Source organism: Pseudomonas sp. NY5710, assembly GCF_013305665.1.
GTDB lineage: Bacteria > Pseudomonadota > Gammaproteobacteria > Pseudomonadales > Pseudomonadaceae > Aquipseudomonas > Aquipseudomonas juntendi.
This window is the reverse complement of the sequence record NZ_CP045554.1, coordinates 1316085-1337308: the sequence shown is the minus strand read 5'-3', so window position 1 is coordinate 1337308 and position 21224 is coordinate 1316085. Positions and strand designations below refer to the sequence as shown.

At 64.2% G+C, this 21224-nt stretch carries 19 protein-coding genes; 7 read left to right on the top strand and 12 right to left on the bottom strand.

Annotated features, from left to right (window positions below; all coding sequences use genetic code 11):
• Positions 1-80: 80 nt before the first annotated feature.
• From GEV39_RS06085 to GEV39_RS06065, 5 genes are all read right to left on the bottom strand, one after another.
• Positions 81-1913, bottom strand: coding sequence for an ABC transporter ATP-binding protein (locus GEV39_RS06085; protein ID WP_173887891.1), 1833 nt, complete (start codon positions 1911-1913; stop codon positions 81-83).
• A complete protein-coding gene (locus GEV39_RS06080) occupies positions 1906-2538 on the bottom strand; it encodes a DsbA family protein (RefSeq protein WP_173887890.1) in 633 nt (210 codons plus the stop codon). Before GEV39_RS06080 ends, GEV39_RS06085 begins: the two co-directional genes overlap by 8 nt.
• A gap of 3 nt (positions 2539-2541) precedes the next feature.
• Positions 2542-3474 (bottom strand): oxygen-dependent tRNA uridine(34) hydroxylase TrhO, encoded by a 933-nt coding sequence (gene trhO / locus GEV39_RS06075; RefSeq protein WP_173887889.1) that lies wholly within the window; start codon positions 3472-3474, stop codon positions 2542-2544.
• A 228-nt stretch (positions 3475-3702) separates the two neighbouring features.
• Positions 3703-3999, bottom strand: a complete 297-nt coding sequence (locus tag GEV39_RS06070; protein WP_009686014.1) for a BolA family protein — start codon at positions 3997-3999, stop codon at positions 3703-3705.
• Positions 4000-4009: 10 nt separating this feature from the next.
• A complete protein-coding gene (locus tag GEV39_RS06065) occupies positions 4010-4534 on the bottom strand; it encodes a DUF2059 domain-containing protein (protein ID WP_054912799.1) in 525 nt (174 codons plus the stop codon).
• A gap of 154 nt (positions 4535-4688) precedes the next feature.
• Here GEV39_RS06065 and GEV39_RS06060 point away from each other — a divergent pair, with 154 nt between their 5' ends.
• Positions 4689-6083 (top strand): class II fumarate hydratase, encoded by a 1395-nt coding sequence (locus GEV39_RS06060; protein ID WP_173887888.1) that lies wholly within the window; start codon positions 4689-4691, stop codon positions 6081-6083.
• A 145-nt stretch (positions 6084-6228) separates the two neighbouring features.
• Here the strand turns inward: GEV39_RS06060 and GEV39_RS06055 are convergent, their stop codons facing one another.
• Positions 6229-7191 (bottom strand): DMT family transporter, encoded by a 963-nt coding sequence (locus GEV39_RS06055; RefSeq protein WP_173887887.1) that lies wholly within the window; start codon positions 7189-7191, stop codon positions 6229-6231.
• Positions 7192-7325: 134 nt separating this feature from the next.
• Positions 7326-8819 carry a polyphosphate:AMP phosphotransferase gene (gene pap, locus GEV39_RS06050; RefSeq protein ID WP_009681696.1) on the bottom strand — a complete coding sequence of 498 codons (1494 nt, stop codon included), beginning with the start codon at positions 8817-8819 and terminating at the stop codon, positions 7326-7328.
• Positions 8820-9070: 251 nt separating this feature from the next.
• On the opposite strand from pap, the gene mnmC reads away from it, so the two are divergent.
• The 5 genes from mnmC (at position 9071) to GEV39_RS06025 (ending at position 16541) form a co-directional block, all read left to right on the top strand.
• Complete coding sequence (mnmC, locus tag GEV39_RS06045) at positions 9071-11041, top strand: bifunctional tRNA (5-methylaminomethyl-2-thiouridine)(34)-methyltransferase MnmC2/FAD-dependent 5-carboxymethylaminomethyl-2-thiouridine(34) oxidoreductase MnmC1 (protein WP_173887886.1); 1971 nt, start codon at positions 9071-9073, stop codon at positions 11039-11041.
• A 207-nt stretch (positions 11042-11248) separates the two neighbouring features.
• The gene (locus tag GEV39_RS06040; protein WP_173887885.1) at positions 11249-13036 is read left to right on the top strand and encodes an N-acetylglutaminylglutamine amidotransferase; all 1788 of its coding nucleotides are present in this window, start codon (positions 11249-11251) and stop codon (positions 13034-13036) included.
• 3 nt (positions 13037-13039) lie between these two features.
• A complete protein-coding gene (ngg, locus tag GEV39_RS06035) occupies positions 13040-14785 on the top strand; it encodes an N-acetylglutaminylglutamine synthetase (protein WP_173887884.1) in 1746 nt (581 codons plus the stop codon).
• A 127-nt stretch (positions 14786-14912) separates the two neighbouring features.
• Positions 14913-16097 (top strand): osmoprotectant NAGGN system M42 family peptidase, encoded by a 1185-nt coding sequence (locus GEV39_RS06030; RefSeq protein WP_054912166.1) that lies wholly within the window; start codon positions 14913-14915, stop codon positions 16095-16097.
• Positions 16098-16313: 216 nt separating this feature from the next.
• Positions 16314-16541 carry a YheU family protein gene (locus GEV39_RS06025; RefSeq protein WP_039603187.1) on the top strand — a complete coding sequence of 76 codons (228 nt, stop codon included), beginning with the start codon at positions 16314-16316 and terminating at the stop codon, positions 16539-16541.
• Here GEV39_RS06025 and csrA read toward each other — a convergent pair.
• Both csrA and GEV39_RS06015 read right to left on the bottom strand, forming a co-directional pair.
• Positions 16538-16720, bottom strand: a complete 183-nt coding sequence (gene csrA, locus GEV39_RS06020; protein WP_009682863.1) for a carbon storage regulator CsrA — start codon at positions 16718-16720, stop codon at positions 16538-16540. The two genes, GEV39_RS06025 and csrA, sit on opposite strands and share 4 nt — an antisense overlap.
• A 120-nt stretch (positions 16721-16840) precedes the next feature.
• Positions 16841-17650: an SDR family oxidoreductase gene (locus tag GEV39_RS06015; RefSeq protein WP_173887883.1), complete on the bottom strand. Its 810-nt coding sequence runs from the start codon at positions 17648-17650 to the stop codon at positions 16841-16843.
• Positions 17651-17845: 195 nt separating this feature from the next.
• Between GEV39_RS06015 and GEV39_RS06010 the strand changes: the two genes are divergently transcribed.
• On the top strand, positions 17846-17998 hold the full coding sequence (locus tag GEV39_RS06010; RefSeq protein ID WP_009682861.1) for a DUF3309 family protein: 153 nt from the start codon (positions 17846-17848) through the stop codon (positions 17996-17998).
• Between the two features lie 61 nt (positions 17999-18059).
• On the opposite strand, the gene GEV39_RS06005 is transcribed toward GEV39_RS06010, so the two are convergent.
• From GEV39_RS06005 to GEV39_RS05995, 3 genes are all read right to left on the bottom strand, one after another.
• Positions 18060-19724: a cation acetate symporter gene (locus GEV39_RS06005; protein ID WP_009682860.1), complete on the bottom strand. Its 1665-nt coding sequence runs from the start codon at positions 19722-19724 to the stop codon at positions 18060-18062.
• A complete protein-coding gene (locus GEV39_RS06000; protein WP_009682859.1) occupies positions 19721-20032 on the bottom strand; it encodes a DUF485 domain-containing protein in 312 nt (103 codons plus the stop codon). Before GEV39_RS06000 ends, GEV39_RS06005 begins: the two co-directional genes overlap by 4 nt.
• 204 nt (positions 20033-20236) lie before the next feature.
• Positions 20237-21097, bottom strand: a complete 861-nt coding sequence (locus GEV39_RS05995; protein ID WP_173887882.1) for a glycine betaine ABC transporter substrate-binding protein — start codon at positions 21095-21097, stop codon at positions 20237-20239.
• Positions 21098-21224: the final 127 nt, after the last annotated feature.

Below are 21224 nucleotides of genomic sequence, written 5' to 3'. Positions count from 1 at the left end.
TAGGCCATTTGCCATCGCTGTGAAGGGGATTTTTATGACAAGGCAGCGGGGGCTTTGCGCAGCCTGGGTCGGCCCAGGATTCAGCTCTGCTGCAGATGCCCGTACAGCTTGGCATACAACCCGCCTTCGGCAATCAGCTGCTGGTGGTCGCCATCTTCCGCCACATGCCCACCATCGAACACCAGTACCCGGTCGGCCTGTTTCACGGCCGACAGGCGGTGGGCGATGATCAGCGTGGTGCGGCCACTGAGGAAGCGCGCCAAGGCCTGGTGCAGGTTGTATTCGGTGGCCGCGTCCAGCGCCGAAGTGGCCTCGTCGAGGATCACCACCTTGGGCTCGGCCAGCACCATGCGGGCGATGGCCAGCCGCTGGCGCTGGCCACCGGACAAGCGCACACCCGACCGCCCCACCACGCTGTCCAGGCCCTGTGGCAAGGCGGCGATGGTGGCGTCCAGCTGGGCGATGCGCAGCGCCTGCCAACAGGCCTCGTCACTGCAGTCACGGCCCATGGTGAGGTTGGCACGTACGGTGTCATTGAACAGCGATGGGTGCTGCAGCACCACCGCCACATTTTCGCGCAGGGTTTCCAGGCCGATTTCCTGCAAGCTGGCCCCGCCAAAGCGGATGGTCCCGGCCTGGGCGCTGTACAAACCCAGCAGCAGCTGCACCAGGGTGCTCTTGCCGCCGCCGCTGGCACCGACAATGGCCACCTTCTCACCCGGCGCGATCGACAGGTCGAGGTGGTCGAGCACGGGCTCATCGGCATAGGCAAAGCGCAGGTCACGCACCTCGATACCGACCGTGTCACGGCCGGCGAACGGGTCGCTGGCCGCCGGGTACTGCGGCTCGTCGGCCCGCGCCAGCAGCTCGTTGAGGCGGCTGAGGGCGCCGCCGGCGGCATAGTAGGCGTATTGCAGGTTGAGCAACTGCTCGACCGGGCCAATCATGAACCACAGGTAGCTGAACACCGCCAGCATCTGGCCGATCGACAGGTCGGAAAACAGCACGGTCAGCATGGCCGCCGCGCGGAAAATATCGATACCGAACTGGAACAGCAAACCACTGGCGCGGCCACTGGCGTCGCTTTTCCATTGCGAGTCGACGGCATAGTCGCGCACTTCGCGGGCGCGCAGGCCCAACCGGCCGAGGAAATAGCCCTGCCGGTTGCCCGCGCGTATTTCCTGTATCGCATCGAGGGTTTCCGCCAGGGCCTGGGTGAACCGTGCGGTGCTGTCGTTCTCGAGCTTTTTGAGGTGCTTGACGCGTTTGCCCAACTGCACGGTGAAGTAAATCACCAGCGGGTTGAACAGCAGGATCAGCAACGCCAGTTGCCAGTGCATCCAGATCAGGATGGCGGCCGTGCCGGTCAAGGTGAGCATGGCCACCAGGAAGCGGCTGAGGGTTTCGCCCACGAACTTGTCGAGGGTGTCCAGGTCGGTGACCAGGTGCGTGGTGACCGTGCCACTGCCCAGGCTTTCGTATTCCTGCAGCGAAATACGCTTGAGCCGCTCGATCAGGCGGATGCGCAGGCGGTAGACGATGTCCTTGGCCAAGCCGGCGAACAATTTGGCCTGCACCACGTTGAAGGCCAAGGCGGCCAGGCGCAGGCACAGGGTAAGGCACAGCATCAGGCCGATGTAGCCGGCGGCCACCTGCCAGCCCGACGGCAGCAGGTGGTTCATCCACTTCAGTGCCGCATCGCCATGGCCGAGCAGCACTTCGTCTACCAGCAACGGCAGCAACAGCGGGATGGGCACGCTGCAGCAGGCCGCGAGCACGGCGATCAGGTTGGCCGACCAGAGCTGCTTGCGGTGGTGCAGGGCCAGCCGGCGGATTTCCGCCCAGCTCAGCCGATCGGCCGCCGTGCAGGGCTTGCCCGGTACCGGGTCGGGGGACCCAGGCAGGTCAAGCACAGGTGGCCTGCTGCAGCCAGCGGCCGAGCAACGGTTGCAGGCGCTCCAACGGCTGGTAGCCGTTGGTCAACAGCGCCAGTTGGCCGTTGCGCTCGGCGAGCAGGGTCGGAAAACCGGCGATGCCCAGGTCCTGGGCCCACACGAAATCGGCCGCGGTGGCGGCGCGGGTATCGGCCTGGGCGAAGGTGGAGGCGAATTCGGCACGGTCGAAACCGGCCTGTTCAGCCAGCTCGACCAGTTGAGGCGCGGTGGTCACATCCATGCCCTGCTCGTAGAACGCGCGCTGGATCAGCGCCAGCAGCGGCCAGACGCGCTCGCCACCCAGTTCGCGGGCGCTGACCAGGGCGCGGCAGGCCGGCTCGGTGTCGTAGACGAAACCGTCCGGCATGGCCCCTTCAAAGCGGAACGCCTGGCCCGTAGCATCGGCCACCGCCTGCCAGTGTTCGAGGATGTACTTGCGGGTGGCGCTGTCCAGCGCACTGCCGCCCGTGCGCAGCCCGCCCACCACCAGGTGGGTGGGCACACCCGCCTCATGCGCCTGGGCGATCAGGGCCGCGGCCACTGGCGCGAAACCCCAGCACCAGGAGCACATCGGGTCCATCACATAGATCAGGCGGGCAGCCATGCATCAGGCCTCGGCTTTGTAGTTGTAACCAATCGGGTGCGGCAGGTTGCGCGCCTTGGCCAGCTCGATCTGCTTCTGCCGGTCGATGGCGCTGCGGCGGGTCTTTTCGCTCAGGGTGTCCCAGCAATGCGGGCAACTGACACCTGGCGAATAGTGCTCGGACGCGCGCTCCTGGGCATTGATCGGGTGGCGGCAGGCGTGGCACTGGTCGTACTCGCCTTCGCTCAGGTCATGGCGCACCGTGACGCGGTTGTCGAAGACGAAGCAGTCACCATCCCACAGGCTTTGTTCCTGAGGCACTTCCTCGAAGTACTTCAGGATGCCGCCCTTGAGATGATAGACCTCCTCGAAGCCTTCGCCGAGCATATAGCTGGAGGCTTTTTCGCAACGGATACCGCCCGTGCAGAACATAGCTACCTTCTTGTGCTTGCTGGGGTCGAAGTTGGCCTTGATGTACTCGGGGAACTCGCGGAAGGTTTCGGTCTTCGGGTCGATGGCGCCCTTGAAGGTGCCAATGGCCACTTCGTAGTCGTTGCGGGTGTCGATCAGCAGCACTTGCGGGTCGCTGATCAGGGCGTTCCAGTCCTTGGGCTCGACGTAGGTGCCCACGGCCTGGTTGGGGTCCACGCCGGGCACGCCGAGGGTGACGATCTCTTTCTTGAGCTTGACCTTGGTGCGGTAGAACGGCTGTTCGTCGCAGTACGACTCTTTATGGTCGATATCGACCAGGCGAGGGTCGTTGCGCAGCCAGGCCAGCAGGCCGTCGATGCCTTCGCGGGTGGCCGACACGGTGCCGTTGATGCCCTCATGGGCCAGCAGCAGGGTGCCCTTGACCTGGTTGTCGAGCATGGCTTTGAGCAGTGGCTCGCGCAACTCGACGTAGTCTTGCAGGGTAACGAACTTGTACAGCGCCGCGACGACGATGGCTTGGGACATGAAGCAGGTTCTCCAGGTGGTTGCCCTCGTAAGGGGCGGACCGGGTTTGACGGTGTGGCAAAAAAAACAGGGGGCGCTTTGCGCCCCTTTCGCGACACAAGGCCGCTCCTACAGGGATCGCACCCGCCATCAGGCTGTGCAGTCGCTGTAGGAGCGGCCTCGTGCCGCGAAAGGGCCGCAAAGCGGCCCCCGGATCTTGCAGGATTCTACCAGAACAACAGCAAGGTTTCAGTGCCCGCCGCCGGCGCATACCGGCGAGGCCGGTGCAGCGCCGACCTTGGCCCACTCTTCGCCGGTGTAGGTATGGATGGCCAGGGCGTGGATCTGGCCCATCAGCTCACCCATGGTGGCGTACACCTTCTGGTGGCGCTTGACGCTGTTCAACCCGGCAAACTGCTCGCTGACGATCACTGCCTTGTAGTGGGTCTCCTGACCACGACTGTGCATGTGGCTTTCATCGAGCACTTGCAGGTGTTGCGGCGCCAGGCTGGCCAGCTGCTGTTCGATACGCTGTTGCATGGTCATTGCGGCTTACTCACTTCTTAGCTGGGGCGGCGGCCTTGCCAGCGTTCGGGTCCAGCTCTTTGGTCATGTCTTCGAGCAGCTTGTTCACCACCGGTACTGCCGGCTCGAGGCTCTGCTGGGTCAGCTGCGCCGACTGCTGGGTGACCTTGGGCATTTCGCGCAGCACTTTCTTGCCCAGCGGCGACTCGTAGAACTTGACCAGGTCCTTGAGTTCCTGCTCGGTGAAGGTCTGGGTGTACAGGTCGACCATCTTCGGCTTCAGCTTGTTCCAGCCGATGGCGTTGTCCAGCGCGGCGTTGGCCTTGGCCTGGTAGCTTTCCAGCACCGGCTGCTTGCTGGCCGGGGCTTTGGTCTGGGCGAAGCGCTGGGCGAACATCTGCTGGACCTGCATGTACACCGGGGTGCCCAACTTGTCGGCGTTGGCCAGGGTCAGGAATTTCTCGGCAGCAGCGTTGTGGGTGGCGGTGGCAGCGAGTACCTGGCCGCTGGCGCAAACCAGGGCAACGGCGGCACAAAGGACACGGAGACGGGTCATTGCATTTCCTTCAGAGAGAGGGAGGCGGGTACCTCAGAGTAGAGCATTCTGCGCCGTGGTAGCGCGGTGCTCAAGTGGCACGACGAGCGACGGAACCGCCCGGTCGAATCAAGGCCTAAACTGCGAATTCGATCTACACAGGAGTGAGTACAGAATGAGCCGTATCGAGACAGACAGCCTGGGCCCGGTCGAAGTTCCTGAGGACGCCTACTGGGGTGCGCAGACCCAGCGTTCGCTGATCAACTTCGCCATCGGCAAGGAACGCATGCCGCTCGCGGTGGTGCACGCCCTGGCGCTGATCAAGAAGGCCGCGGCACGGGTCAACGACCGCAATGGCGACCTGCCGGCCGACATCGCCCGGCTGATCGAACAGGCCGCCGACGAGGTGCTGGCGGGCAAGCACGACGACCAGTTCCCGCTGGTCGTCTGGCAGACGGGCAGCGGCACCCAGAGCAACATGAACGTCAACGAGGTAATTGCCGGGCGAGCCAATGAACTGGCTGGCCAGGGCCGGGGCGGCAAAACGCCGGTGCACCCCAACGACCACGTCAACCGCTCGCAAAGCTCCAACGACTGCTTCCCGACCGCCATGCACATTGCCGCGGCGCAGGCCGTGCAGGAAAAACTGCTGCCTGCCATCGGCGAACTCTCGGCCGGGCTGGCCGAACTGGCGGCGCGGCACAACAAACTGGTCAAGACCGGCCGCACGCACATGATGGATGCCACGCCGATCACCTTCGGCCAGGAGGTATCGGCCTTTGTTGCCCAGCTGGACTACGCCCAACGTGCCATTCGTGCCACCCTGCCGGCCGTGTGCGAACTGGCCCAGGGCGGTACTGCCGTGGGCACCGGGCTGAATGCCCCGCACGGTTTTGCCGAAGCCATTGCCGCCGAACTGGCAGCAGAGTCCGGGCTGCCGTTCGTCACCGCGCCTAACAAGTTCGCCGCCCTGGCCGGCCATGAACCGCTGACCAGCCTGGCCGGCGCGTTGAAGACCCTGGCAGTGGCCCTGATGAAGATCGCCAACGACCTGCGCCTGCTGGGCTCCGGGCCGCGTGCCGGGTTGGCCGAGGTACGCCTGCCGGCGAACGAGCCGGGCAGCTCGATCATGCCGGGCAAGGTCAACCCTACCCAGTGCGAGGCGCTGTCGATGCTGGCGTGCCAGGTATTGGGCAACGATGCGGCGATCGGCTTTGCCGCCAGCCAGGGGCATTTGCAGTTGAACGTGTTCAAGCCGGTGATCATCCACAACCTGTTGCAGTCGGTCGAGTTGCTGGCCGATGGCTGCCGCAACTTCCAGCAGCACTGCGTGGCGGGTATCGAGCCCGACGCCCAGCAGATGGCCGCACACCTGGAACGCGGGTTGATGCTGGTAACTGCGCTGAACCCGCACATCGGCTATGACAAAGCCGCGGAGATCGCCAAGAAGGCCTACAGCGAAGGCAAGACCCTGAGGGAAGCTGCACTGGAGTTGAAGTACCTGACCAATGAGCAGTTCGACCAATGGGTAAGGCCGGAGAACATGCTGGCACCGGGTGGCAAAGGCTGAGCTATTGATTGCCTGTACTGGCCCCATCGCTGGCAAGCCAGCTCCCACAGGGCGGGCGCGCCCGCTCCCACAGGGGCACCTCGGGCCTGAGCATTGCGCGGTCCTGTGGGAGCTGGCTTGCCAGCGATGGGGCCAGTACAGGCGTTCAAGGGACCTGGGCCAACCGCGCCCTGCGGGCACGCCAGCCGGCCACCAGCGATGGCCCCAACGCCACCAGGGCCGAGCCGAACACCACCGTCACCGCCCCCACATAGCCCAACGCATTGATGTCTTCAGCGTGCACATAGTCAGGCCATACCAGCGCCGCCAGCGCCACTGCAACAAAGGTCACCAGCGGTGTCAGTGCCAGCGTGGCACTCACCCGTGATGCCTCCCAGTGCGCCAGCGCTTCGGCGAACGCGCCGTAGGCCACCAGGGTATTCAGGCAGCACGCCAGCAACAGCCAGCCCTGCACCGGGGTCAGTTGCAACGCTTGCAGCGGGTGCACCCAAGGCGTGAGCAGCGCAGCACAACTGAGGTAGATCACCATCATGACCTGCTGCGAATGCCACACCGTCAGCAACTGCTTCTGACTCAGCGCATAGAACACCCAGATGCTGGTGGCCAGCAATATGGTCAGCACACCCGTGGTGTAGGCCCCCAGCGAGGTCAGCAGTTCGTCCAGGCGCTGGTTGAAGAACAGGCCAAACCCCGCCAGCAGCACCAGCAGCCCTACACCCTGCCCCAGGCTGAAGCGCTCACGGAATACGAACACACTGGCCACCAGCAACAACACCGGGCCAATCTGCACCACCAACTGTGCAGTACCTGGGCTTAGCAGGTTGAGCCCGATCAGGTACAGCACGTAGTTGCCCATCAAGCCGAAGACGGCAACGGCCACCAGGCCCTTGCCCTTTGCTGGCAGCTTACGAATGGAAGGCAATCGCCGCTGGACCGCCAGCCAGGCAAACAGCAGGCCGCCCGAGACCAGCAGGCGGTACCAGGTGACGGTGATCGGGTCGACCACTTGCAGCACCTGCTTGAGCTTGATCGGCAGAATGCCCCAGAGCAGCGCCGTCAAGAGTGCCAGGAACAGGCCATAGCCCCAGCGGCCAGAAGTGGTATGCATAAAGTCCTCGATCAAGCCCGTGGTGGCGACTGCTGGATTCTACGGGCTTGCTGGGTAGGTGCGGGGGAACGTGCCGAGAAAAGAATTCATCAGGTCATTCTTTTGCAGCATGGCTTGAGGTCACACCAGGCAACCTACTTCTTGTGCTTGGCAAACGCCGCCTCAAGCGCCTCGTTGATGGTGCGCAGCACCTTCACCCGGGCCCAGCGCTTGTCGTTGGCCTCTACCAACGTCCATGGCGCAATCTCGCTGCTGGTACGGTCGACCATGTCCCCCACGGCCTGGGCGTAGTCATCCCATTTGTCCCGGTTGCGCCAGTCATCCTCGGTGATCTTGTAGCGCTTGAACGGGATCTGCTCACGCTCTTCGAAGCGCTCCAGCTGGGTCTGCTGGTCGATGGCCAGCCAGAACTTGACCAACACCACCCCGGCGTTCACCAACTGTTCCTCGAAATCATTGATCTCGCTGTAGGCGCGCATCCAGTCAGCCGGCGTGCAGAACCCTTCCACCCGCTCCACCAGCACCCGGCCATACCAGGAGCGGTCAAAAATGGTGAACTTGCCCCGCGCCGGGATGTGCCGCCAGAAGCGCCACAGGTAAGGCTGCGCGCGCTCTTCCTCGGTGGGCGCGGCAATCGGCACGATACGGTACTGGCGCGGGTCCAGCGCAGCGGCCACCCGGCGGATGGCCCCGCCCTTGCCGGCAGCATCGTTGCCTTCGAACACCGCCACCAATGCATGGCGGCGCATGCGCTTGTCCCGCAGCAGCCCGGCAAGGCGGGCCTGCTCGGTCACCAGCTGTTCCTGGTAATCGGCCTTGTCCAGGCGCACGCTCAAGTCCAGCGCCCCCAGCAGGCTGCGGTCATCGATGCTACGCCCCAATGGGGCCACGTTCCCCTGGTGCTTGCCCTTGGGATTGTTGGCCAGCGCGGCCTGCAAGCTTTCCAGCAGGATGCGCCCGACCGCGAGGCTACGGTAGTTCGGGTCGACCCCCTCAACGATGTGCCACGGTGCATAATCGCGGCTGGTGCGGCGCAGCACGCGCTCGCCAAAGCGTACGAAGCGGTCGTAGGTTTTCGACTGCTGCCAGTCCAGCGGGCTGATTTTCCAGCTGTGCAGCGGGTCGTCCTTCAGCGATTTCAGGCGCGCCTTCATCTGTTTCTTGGACAGGTGGAACCAGAACTTGATGATCAGCGCGCCTTCGTCGCAGAGCATTTGCTCCAGGCGTTCGGCACCGGTGATGGCCTGGTCGAGCACGGCATCCTTGAGCACCCCGTGCACCCGCCCCTGCAGCATCTGGCTGTACCAGTTGCCAAAAAACACGCCCATCCGCCCCTTCGGCGGCAAGGCCCGCCAATAGCGCCATGCCGGCGGCCGGGCCAGCTCTTCGTCGGTCTGCTGGTCGAAGGTCAGCACATCGATCATGCGCGGGTCCATCCACTCGTTCAGCAGCTTTACCGTCTCCCCCTTGCCAGCGCCCTCAACGCCGTTGATCAGCACGATCACCGGGAAGCGCGCCTGCTGCTTGAGTTCGTACTGGGCTTCGAGCAGGGCCTCGCGCAACGCGGGCACCTCGGCGTCGTAAGCCTCCTTGTCGATGCTGTGGCCGATTTCGGCGGATTCGAACATGCATGGGCTCCTTCAATGGATAACCAAGACTAGCGGAATTCGAAGCTGCAAGCTGCAAGTCGCAAGTCGCAAGTCGCAAGCTGCAAGCTGCAAGCTGCAAGCTGCAAGCTGCAAGCTGCAAGCTGCAAGAAAACGTAAGCCATGCCACCATCTGCTTTTTCTAGCCACTTGCGACTTGCAACTTGCGACTTGCCGCTTGCCACTTGCGACTTGCAACTTGCGACTTGCCACTCATCTCCAGCGAACCAGCCATGCCTGAACCCACCCTTCTCCAGCACGCCCAGATCGACTGGGACGACCAGGGCCGCCCCCATTCGCGGCAGTACGACGACGTCTATTTCGCGGTCAACGAAGGCATCGAAGAAACCAAGCATGTGTTCCTCGGCCAGACCCGCCTGGCCGAACGCTTCGCCAACCTGCCCGCACACGGCAGCCTGGTGATCGGCGAGACCGGCTTTGGCACCGGCATGAACTTCTTCTGCGCATGGCAATTGTTCGACCAGCATGCGCCCAGCGGTGCGCGCCTGCATTTCGTCAGTGTCGAAAAGTACCCCCTGGGCGCTGCCGACATGGCCCGCGCCGTACGCCTGTGGCCGGAGCTCGCCGCCTACACCGAGCCGCTGCTGGCCCAGTATGTGGCGGTGCACCCCGGCTTTCAGCAGTTCACCTTCGCCGAAGGCCGGGTCACCCTGACCCTGCTGATCGGCGATGTGCTGGAGCAGCTGCCGCAGCTCGATGCCCAGGTCGACGTGTGGTTCCTCGACGGCTTCGCCCCGGCCAAGAACCCCGACATGTGGACCCCGCAGCTGTTCGCCCAGCTGGCGCGGCTGTCCCACGCCGGAACAGTGCTGGGCACCTTCACCACCACCGGCTGGGTGCGCCGCAGCCTGGTCGAAGCGGGCTTCGCCATGAAGAAGGTGCCGGGCATCGGCAAGAAGTGGGAAGTGATGAGCGGCGTCTACGGCGGCGCCCTGCCCGCCCCTGGCGCCCCCTGGTATGCACGCCCGCCAGCCACGCCGGGCCCGCGCCAGGCGCTGGTGATCGGCGCCGGGCTCGCCGGCAGCGCCAGCGCGGCCAGCCTGGCCCGGCGTGGCTGGCAGGTGACCGTGCTGGAACGCCATGCCGCCCCCGCGCAGGAAGCCTCGGGCAACCCGCAAGGGGTGCTGTACCTCAAGCTGTCCGCCCATGGCACGGCGTTGTCGCAGCTGATCCTGTCCGGCTTCGGCTACACCCGGCGCCAGCTCGAACGCCTGCAACGGGGCCAGGACTGGGATGCCTGCGGCGTGCTGCAACTGGCGTTCGACGCCAAGGAAGCCGAGCGCCAGGGCAAACTGGCTGGCGCGTTCGACCACGGCCTGCTGCACGCGCTGCAGCGTACCGAGGCCGAAGCCGTCGCCGGGGTCGCCCTGCCGGCTGGCGGGCTGTTCTACCCCGAGGGCGGCTGGGTCCACCCGCCCGCCCTGTGCCAGCAGCAATTGCAGCACCCTGGTATCCAGCTGGTGACCCACCAGGAAGTCATCGAACTGCGCAAAGTGGCTGACCAGTGGCAAGCATGGGCCGGCGAGCGCCTGCTGGCCAGCGCACCGGTGGTGATTCTGGCCGCAGCCGCCGAGGTCCGCCGCTTCGACGCCTGTGCCGGGTTGCCGCTCAAGCGCATCCGGGGCCAGATCACCCGCTTGCCGGCCACGGCCGGCAGCCGGGCACTGCGCACCGTGGTGTGCGCCGAAGGCTACGTGGCCCCGCCGCGTGGTGATGAACATACCTTGGGCGCGAGCTTTGATTTCCACAGTGACAACCTGGCGCCGACGGTGGCCGAACACCAGGGCAACCTGGCGTTGCTGGACGAGATATCGACCGACCTGGCCCAACGCCTGGGTGTAGCAACGCTGGCCCCTGAACACCTGCAAGGGCGGGCGGCATTCCGCTGCACCAGCCCGGATTACCTACCGATTGTCGGGCCGCTGGCCGATGCACAGGCGTTTGCCGAAACCTACGCGGTACTGGCCCGTGATGCGCGACAGGTGCCGCAAGCCCCCTGCCCTTGGCTGGGTGGGCTGTATGTGAACAGCGGGCATGGCTCGCGCGGGTTGATCACCGCGCCGTTGAGTGGGGAACTGCTGGCCGCGTGGGTGTGCGGGGAGCCGCTGCCGGTGCCTCAAGGGGTGGCGCAGGCTTGCCATCCTAACCGGTTCGCCCTGCGCAGGCTGATACGGGGCAAGTGATGGAGCCGGGGCTGCGGTGCAGCCCGATCGCGACACAAGGCCGTTCCTGCCAGGCAAAACCGGTGTCGCGGTTGGGCAGAAAAGCGCCGCAGGCCACTGCCGCATATAACAGATTGTTCTAAAACTCTCATAAAGCACATAGGTCAGTTCCTTAAGGTGCCCTAATCCGGGGCATCACCTCCCCAACGGAAAAACCGGTAAGGACTTATGTGCGGATTAGCAGGAGAGTTACGTTTCACCCCCATTGGCCAAGCGCCACGCCCAGCCGACCTGGCGGCGGTAGAGCGCATTACCCATCACCTGGCCCCACGTGGCCCGGATGCCTGGGGCTTCCATAGCCAGGGCCCGATAGCCCTCGGCCACCGCCGCCTGAAAATCATGGACCTGTCCGACGGCTCGGCGCAGCCCATGGTCGACAACACCCTGGGCCTGTCCCTGGCGTTCAATGGTGCCATCTACAATTTCCCCGAGTTGCGCCAGGAACTGCAGGACCTGGGCTACCAGTTCTGGTCGGACGGCGACACCGAGGTGCTGCTCAAGGGCTACCACGCCTGGGGTGCGGCGCTACTGCCGAAACTCAACGGCATGTTCGCCTTGGCCATCTGGGAACGCGATAACCAACGCCTGTTCCTGGCTCGCGACCGCCTGGGCGTCAAGCCGCTGTACCTGTCACGCAACGGCGAGCGGCTGCGTTTTGCCTCGACCCTGCCAGCGCTGCTCAAGGGCGGTGACATCGACCCGATGCTCGACCCGGTCGCGCTCAACCACTACCTGAACTTCCATGCCGTAGTGCCGGCACCGCGCACCTTGCTGGCGAACGTGCAAAAGCTGGAACCCGGCACCTGGATGCGTATCGACCGCCACGGCGAAATCGAGCGCCAGACCTGGTGGCAGCTGCAATACGGGCCCAACGCCGATGAGCGTGAGCTGGACCTGGAAGGCTGGACCACCCGCGTACTCGACGCAACCCGCGAAGCTGTGGCCATCCGCCAGCGTGCCGCGGTGGACGTGGGCGTGCTGCTGTCCGGCGGTGTCGACTCCAGCCTGCTGGTCGGCCTGCTGCGCGAAGTCGGCGTGGACGACCTTTCGACTTTCTCCATCGGCTTTGAAGATGCCGGCGGCGAGCGCGGCGACGAGTTCCAGTACTCCGACCTGATCGCCCGGCACTACGGCACGCGCCACCACCAGTTGCGCATTGCCGAGCACGAAATCATCGACCAGCTGCCTGCCGCCTTCCGCGCCATGAGCGAGCCGATGGTCAGCCACGACTGCATCGCCTTCTACCTGCTGTCGCGTGAAGTGGCCAAGCATTGCAAGGGCGTGCAAAGCGGCCAGGGCGCCGACGAACTGTTCGCCGGCTACCACTGGTACCCACAGGTGGACGGCGCCGACGATGCCTATGCGGCATACCGCAACGCCTTCTTCGACCGCAGCCACGACGAGTACCGCGACACCGTGCAGGCACCGTGGTTGCTGGATACCGATGCCGCTGGCGATTTCGTGCGCGAGCATTTCGCCCGCCCCGGCGCGCCGCAGGCGGTGGACAAGGCCTTGCGCCTGGACAGCACCGTGATGCTGGTCGACGACCCCGTCAAACGGGTCGACAACATGACCATGGCCTGGGGCCTGGAAGCACGTACACCGTTCCTCGACTACCGCCTGGTAGAGCTGTCGGCACGCATTCCGGCGCGCTTCAAGCTGCCAGACGGCGGTAAACAGGTGCTCAAGCAAGCCGCACGGCGAGTGATCCCGCATGAAGTCATCGACCGCAAGAAGGGCTACTTCCCGGTACCGGGCCTGAAGCACCTGGAAGGCGCCACCCTGGGTTGGGTACGCGAACTGCTGACCGACCCCAGCCAGGACCGTGGGCTGTTCAACCCAGCCATGCTCGACCGCCTGCTTAGCAACCCGCACGGCCAATTGACGCCACTGCGCGGTTCCAAGCTGTGGCAACTGGCCGCACTGAACCTGTGGCTGAGCGAACAAGGACTCTGACCGATGAAACCCCAAGAAATCGCCTACGGTCAGCGCTTGCTGCGTGGCCAGGCGCCGTCCTACGAGCGCCTGCAGGCGCGCCTGGCCGGCGACGGCAGCCAGCCCCATCAACAGCCGCGTGCCGTGCACTGCGGCTGGGGCCGGCTGCTGATTGGCCACACCTATGCCGAGCCGGCCGACCTGGCCGATGACCTGTTGGGCGAATGCCCAGGCGAACGCGATATCGCCCTGTATGTGGCAGCACCGCAGCAGGTGCTGGCGCAGGCGCCACAACAGTTGTTCCTGGACCCATCCGACACCCTGCGCCTGTGGTTCACCGATTACCGCCCGGCGCAGCGGGTATTCCGCGGCTTTCGCGTGCGGCGGGCGCAGAACCCGGCCGACTGGCAGGCCATCAACACCTTGTACCAAGTGCGCGGGATGCTGCCGGTCGATGCTGACCTGCTCACCCCTCGGCACCTGGGCGGCCCGGTCTACTGGCTGGCTGAAGACGAGGACAGCGGCGCGGTGATCGGCAGCGTCATGGGCCTGAACCATGCCAAGGCTTTCGATGACCCTGAGAACGGCAGCAGCCTGTGGTGCCTGGCAGTCGACCCGCACTGCACCCGCCCCGGCGTGGGTGAAGTGCTGGTGCGCCACCTCATCGAGCACTTCATGAGCCGTGGCCTGGCCTATCTCGACCTGTCGGTGCTGCACGACAACCGCCAGGCCAAACGCTTGTACCAGAAGCTCGGCTTTCGCAACCTGCCCACCTTCGCCGTCAAGCGCAAGAACGGCATCAACGAGCAACTGTTCCTCGGCCCCGGCCCACAGGCCGACCTCAACCCCTATGCACGCATCATCGTCGACGAGGCATTGCGCCGCGGCATCGAGGTACAGGTGGATGACGCCGCCGGCGGGCTGTTCACCCTCAGCCTGGGCGGCCGGCGCATCCGCTGCCGTGAGTCGCTCAGCGACCTGACCAGCGCCGTGACCATGACGCTGTGCCAGGACAAGCGCCTGACCCAGCATGCCCTGCGCACTGCCGGGTTGCAGGTGCCGGCGCAACAATTGGCCGGTAATGCCGACGACAACCTGGCCTTTCTCGAAGAGCATGGCGCGGTGGTGGTCAAGCCCGTTGACGGCGAACAAGGCCAGGGCGTAGCGGTGAACCTGACCTGCATCGACGACGTGACCCAGGCGGTCGCCCATGCCCGCCAGTTCGATAGCCGGGTGTTGCTGGAGAGCTTCCATGCCGGCCTCGACCTGCGCATCGTGGTGATCGGCTACGAAGTGGTGGCGGCCGCCGTTCGCCACCCAGCCCAGGTGCTGGGTGACGGCAAGCACAGTGTGCTTCAGTTGATCGAGGCTCAAAGCCGTCGTCGCCAGGCTGCTACGGCGGGTGAAAGCCGAATTCCGCTGGATGACGAAACCGAGCGTACCCTGCGCGCTGCTGGCGTGGGTTACGACGATGTGCTGCCCCCCGGCCAGCGCCTGGCTGTGCGGCGAACCGCCAACCTGCACACCGGCGGCACCCTGGAAGATGTGACCGCCCGTCTGCACCCGGTGCTGGCCGACGCTGCCGTGCGCGCTGCCCGGGCCCTGGAAATTCCGGTGGTCGGGCTGGATTTCATGGTGCGTGATGCCGAGCAGCCCGAGTACGTGATCATCGAAGCCAACGAGCGCGCCGGGTTGGCCAACCACGAACCACAGCCAACGGCCGAGCGTTTCATCGACCTGCTGTTCCCGCATAGCCGGCCTTTGGCGTAAACCAGTGCCGCCCGCTTTGCAGCGAACCCGCCCCCACCGGTAAGACGCGCCCCTCAGGTGCGCTGATAGCCCTGTGGGGGCGGTTCCCCCGCAAAAAGGCCGGCACAGGAGCAAGGAGTACTCAACCATGTCCGAGCGACACCCCGAACCCGATCTCGAATACCTCAAGCGCGTGCTGCTGGAGATGCTGGCCATCCCCAGCCCGACCGGTTTCACCGACACCATCGTGCGCTACGTGGCCGAACGCCTGGACGAACTGGGCATCCCCTTCGAGCTGACCCGTCGCGGCACCATTCGGGCGACCTTGAAGGGCCGGCAAACCTCGCCCGACCGCGCCGTATCCGCGCACCTCGATACCATTGGCGCCAGCGTGCGCCAACTGCAGGACAACGGCCGGCTGGCCCTGGCGCCGGTTGGCTGCTGGTCCAGCCGCTTCGCCGAGGGCAGCAGGGTCAGCGTGTTCACCGACACCGGCGTGTTCCGCGGCAGCGTACTGCCGCTGATGGCCAGCGGGCACGCCTTCAACACCGCCATCGACCAGATGCCGGTCAGCTGGGAACACGTGGAAGTCCGCCTGGACGCCTATTGCGCCACCCGCGCCGATTGCGAGGCGCTGGGGGTGAGCATTGGTGACTTCGTGGCCTTCGACCCACTGCCCGAGTTCACAGACAGCGGCCACATCAGCGCCCGTCACCTGGATGACAAGGCCGGTGTCGCGGCGCTGCTCACCGCGCTCAAGGCAGTGGTGGAGAGCGGCCAGCAACCGCTGATCGACTGCCACCCGCTGTTCACCATTACCGAGGAAACCGGCTCGGGCGCAGCGGGTGCCCTGCCTTGGGATGTCAGCGAGTTCGTCGGTATCGACATTGCACCGGTGGCGCCCGGGCAAGCCTCCAGCGAGCACGCCGTGAGCGTGGCCATGCAGGACTCGTCGGGGCCCTACGATTACCACCTGTCGCGGCACTTGCTGAAACTGGCCGGCGACCACGACCTGCCCGTACGCCGCGACCTGTTCCGCTACTACTTCAGTGATGCCCATTCGGCGGTAACGGCCGGGCACGACATTCGCACCGCGCTGGTGGCGTTCGGCTGCGATGCCACCCATGGCTATGAGCGGACTCACATCGACAGCCTGGCGGCCCTGAGCCAGTTGTTGTCGGCGTACTTGCTCAGCCCGCCGGTGTTTGCCAGCGATTCACAGCCGGCCAATGCCTCGCTGGAGCGCTTCAGCCACCAGCTGGAACACGATGCGCAGATGGAGAGCGACACGCGCGTGCCGGCGGTCGACAGCCTGGTCGGTAACAAGGCCTAAGGCCCTGGGGCCGCTTTGCGGCCCATCGCCGGCAAGCCAGCTCCCACAGGGATCGCATCAGGGCTGACAGGTGTTTGTCAGAAGATATGCAGCGGCGAGCACCTGGTTGCACGGTCGTTGTAGGAGCGGCCTTGTGTCGCGATGGGCCGCAACGCGGCCCCAAAAGCCCCAATGTTTCGCGTAGCATGACCCCACCGTAACCCGAGACACCGCCCCATGCTGATCCCCTACGAGCACCTGCAAGCCGAAACGCTGACCCGCCTGATCGAAGACTTCGTCACCCGCGACGGTACCGACAATGGTGACGATACCCCGCTGGAAACACGGGTACTGCGGGTACGCCAGGCATTGGCCAAGGGCCAGGCCTTCATCCTGTTCGACCCCGAAAGCCAGCAGTGCCAGTTGCTGGCCAAGCATGACGTGCCGCGGGAACTGCTCGACTAGCCGGCCTCGGCTTTCTTGGCTTCCTTGATGCGCTTGTACACCTCGGACCGGTGCACCGGCACTTCCCGTGGGGCGTCCACGCCAAAGCGCACCACCCCGTCACGGGTTTCGACCACCACGAGGCGGATGTTCTCACCGATCATGATGACCTCGCCCACTTCGCGCCCTATCACCAGCATGTTCCGGTCCTCCTGCACAAGGTAAAACCGGAGACTGCATCGTCAGGATCAGGCTACTCAATAGCTCCGCAGCGATTCAGAAGCGCCCTACATCTACTGGTAATTCGCCCTACAGATATTTCATCGCGAAACCGCTTTGGCACACATTTTCACGGCCATTTCGGCCATTTCCTGGTAGAGCCGCTCGGGGGCTTGCCGCTTCAATTCCCAAGCCTGCCGCCCGGCCTCATGCGGCAGGATCAGGAACTCGCCGGCAGCGACCTGCCGGTGGATGTAGTCGGCAATGTCCGCCGCATTGATCGGCGACCCTTCCAGCAACTTGCCGACCTGCGCCTTCATGGCCGGGTTCGGGCCGCGGAACGAGTCCAGCAGATTGGTCTGGAAGAATGACGGGCACACCACATGCACCGCCACCTCCACCTGGCGCAATTCCACCAGCAAGCTCTCCGACAGCGCCAGCACGCCGGCCTTGGCGACGTTGTAGTTGCTCATGCCCGGCCCCTGCATCAGGGCGGCCATCGACGCGACGTTGATGATGCGCCCCTTGCTGCGCTCCAGCAGGGGCAGGAAGGCCTTGCAGCCCTTGACCACGCCCATCAGGTTGACGGCAATCTGCCAATCCCAGTCTTCCAGCGACAGCTCGGCAAAGAACCCGCCCGAGGCAACCCCGGCGTTGTTGACCACCACGTCGATGCCACCGAACTGCTCGGTGCAGGCCTGAGCCAGGGCCGTGAGCTGGCTGTAGTCGCGCACGTCGCAGCGCTGGACGAAACCCTCGCCGCCAGCCGCACGGGCCAGCTCCAGCGTTTCGCGCAGGCCGCTTTCGTTGACATCGGCCAGCGCCAGGCGCCACCCCTCACGCGCCCAACGCAGGGCAATCTCGCGCCCGAGGCCTGAGCCGGCTCCGGTAATCATGATGCGGTTGTGCATGGTGGCTGGCCCTGTCTCGTTAAGGAATGCAACGAGTCTAAACAAGGGCCTGGCCAACGGCAGGGTTCATCAGGGTAGTGAATGTGGGGGCATGAACCGGCACAAAATGGAATCTTTCACATTGCCCACCAGTCCGAACTTACAAGAGGCCGGCAAGCCGAGGCCCTTGACCCCCAACCACGCAAGGACACGTACATGACCACGATCCTCATCATCATCCTGATTCTTCTGTTGATTGGTGGCTTACCGGTCTTCCCACACTCGCGCAGCTGGGGCTACGGCCCGTCCGGCATCGTCGGCGTGGTACTGGTGGTCCTGCTGGTGTTGTTACTGCTGGGCAGGATCTAGACGCGCCACGCTAGGCATAAAAAAACCGCGCTTCGGCGCGGTTTTTTATGGGCAGGCGGGCTCAGTGCGACACAGCGCCCGAAGCACCCAGGCCAGTCTGCGAACGGACGAACTGCGGGAAGAACAGCGCGCGTTCGTTTTCTGCGGCCTTGGACTTGTCGGTGACCGAGAAGAACCAGATGCTGACGAAGGCAATGGCCATCGAGAACAGCGCCGGGTACTCGTACGGGTAGATCGGCTTTTCATGGCCCAGGATCTGCACCCAAATGGTCGGGCCAAGGATCATCAGCGTCACTGCGCTGACCAGGCCCAGCCAGCCGCCGATCATGGCGCCACGGGTGGTCAGCTTTTTCCAGTACATCGAAAGCAGCAGGACCGGGAAGTTGCAGCTGGCGGCGATGGAGAACGCCAGGCCGACCATGAAGGCGATGTTCTGCTTCTCGAACAGGATGCCCAGGCCGATCGCCAGTACGCCCAGGGCGACGGTGGTGATCTTCGACACGCGGATCTCGTCCTTGTCGTTGGCCTTGCCCTTGCGCCACACGCTGGCGTACAGGTCGTGGGACACTGCCGAGGCACCCGCCAGGGTCAGGCCGGCGACCACCGCCAGGATGGTGGCGAACGCCACTGCCGAGATGAAGCCGAGGAACACGCTGCCACCCACGGCATTGGCCAGGTGCACCGCGGCCATGTTGTTGCCGCCCAGCAGCGCGCCGGCGGCGTCCTTGAAGTCAGGGTTGGTGCTGACCAGGAGGATGGCGCCAAAGCCGATGATGAAGGTGAGGATGTAGAAGTAGCCGATGAAGCCGGTGGCGTACAGCACGCTCTTGCGGGCTTCCTTGGCGTCACTGACGGTGAAGAAGCGCATCAGGATGTGCGGCAGGCCGGCCGTACCGAACATCAGCGCCAGGCCCAGCGAGAACGCCGAGATCGGGTCTTTGACCAGGCCGCCCGGGCTCATGATGGCCTCGCCCTTGGCGTGCACCTTGATCGCTTCGGAGAACAGGGTGTTGAAATCGAAGCCCACGTGTTTCATCACCATCAGCGCCATGAAACTGGCACCGGACAGCAACAGCACGGCCTTGATGATCTGTACCCAGGTGGTGGCGAGCATGCCGCCGAACAGCACGTACAGGCACATCAGGATACCCACCAGGATCACCGCCACATGGTAGTCCAGGCCGAACAGCAGCTCGATCAGCTTGCCGGCACCGACCATCTGCGCGATCAGGTAGAACGCCACCACCACCAGCGAGCCGGAAGCCGACAGGGTACGGATTTCCTTTTGCCCGAGGCGGTACGAAGCCACGTCGGCGAAGGTGTACTTGCCCAGGTTGCGCAGGCGTTCGGCAATCAGGAAGAGAATGATCGGCCAGCCAACCAAAAAGCCGATCGAGTAGATCAGGCCATCATAGCCAGAGGTGAACACCAGTGCGGAAATGCCCAGGAACGAGGCTGCCGACATGTAGTCGCCGGCAATCGCCAGGCCATTCTGGAAACCGGTGATCTTGCCGCCGGCGGCGTAGTAGTCCGACGCCGACTTGTTGCGTTTGGAGGCCCAGTAGGTAATGCCCAGGGTGAAGGCGACGAACGCCACGAACATGGCGATGGCAGAGACGTTCAGCGGTTGCTTCTGCACCTCGCCGGTCAGGGCATCGGCGGCCCACACGGCGGGTGCGAAGGCTCCGCAGGCCAGTATGGCCAGGGCTTTGGCGTGGCGAATCATTGTTGCGCCTCCTTCAGGATGGCCTTGTTCAGCTCATCGAACTCGCCGTTGGCGCGGCGCACGTAGATGGCGGTAAGGACGAATGCCGAGACGATCAGGCCGACGCCAATGGGGATACCCCAGGTGATCGACGACTCAGGGCTGAGCTTGGCGCCCAGTATGTGAGGACCGTAGGCAATCAGAAGGATGAAAGCGCAGTACAAGCCGAGCATGATCGCCGAGAGAATCCAGGCGAACCGTTCGCGTTTGCTGACCAGCTCCTTGAAGCGAGGGCTGTTTTGTATCGAGAGGTAAATGCTGTCGTTCATTGTTTTTGTCCTAGCAGCACAAGTAGGGAAACACCCACACCCTTACTTTATGCTGCCGATGGACGCCAACCAGACGACCTTAGTCTTAGATGCAACGGTGTTTTACCGTTTGCGTAACAAAGTGCCGGCCCATTCACGAGAAAACCCGCTGCCCTGCGGCAGCGGGTTTACCCGCGAAGCAACAAAACTGGCCCTTTCAGGTTGTTACTTGCCAGTCCATTCCTTCACGCGGTCCGGGTGCTTGGCCACCCAGTCCTTGGCCGCCGCATCAGGCTTGGCGCCTTCCTGGATGGCCAGCATCACTTCGCCAATCTCGTCTTTGGACTGCCAGCTGAATTTCTTCAGGAACTCGGCCACTTCCGGTGCCTTGGTCGCCAGTTCTTTGCTGCCGATGCTGTTTACGGTTTCCGACGCGCCATAAACGCCTTTCGGGTCTTCGAGGAACTTCAGCTTCCACTTGGCGAACATCCAGTGCGGCACCCAGCCGGTCACTGCAATCGACTGCTGCTTGGCGTAGGCACGGCCCAGTTCGGCCGTCATCGCGGCGCCCGAGCTGGCTTGCAGCTTGTAGCCGGTCAGGTCGTAGTCTTTGATGGCCTGTTCGGTCTTGATCATCACGCCCGAGCCTGCATCGATGCCGACGATCTTCTGCTTGAAGGTGTCGTCGGTCTTGAGGTCGCCGATGCTGGTGGCCTTGACGTACTCAGGCACGATCAAGCCGATCTTGGCGTCCTTGAAGTTGGCGCCGTAGTCGACCACGTTATCCTTGTTCTTGGCCCAGTACTCGCCATGGGTCACCGGCAACCAGGCCGACAACATGGCATCGAGCTTGCCGGTCGCCACGCCCTGCCACATGATCCCAGTGGCAACGGCCTGCAACTTCACATCGTAGCCGAGCTTCTGCTTGATTACTTCGGCCGCCACGTTGGTGGTTGCCACGCTGTCGGCCCAGCCGTCCACGTAGCCAATGCTCACTTCCTTGGCCATTGCCTGTGCTGCGCTCAATCCCAGTACCAGGGCGGTGCCCACCCCCAGGAAACGTCGCATTTTTTTCAAAGTTGCCATCAAAGCATCCCCTCGTCAGGTCTTGGAGATTCCATCATCTGCCTGCAACCCCGGGCGACCTGATCCAGCTGCGACCTGTACCTGCCCCATATGCGACAGCACTGTGCCATTAGCGCCATACGCCCAT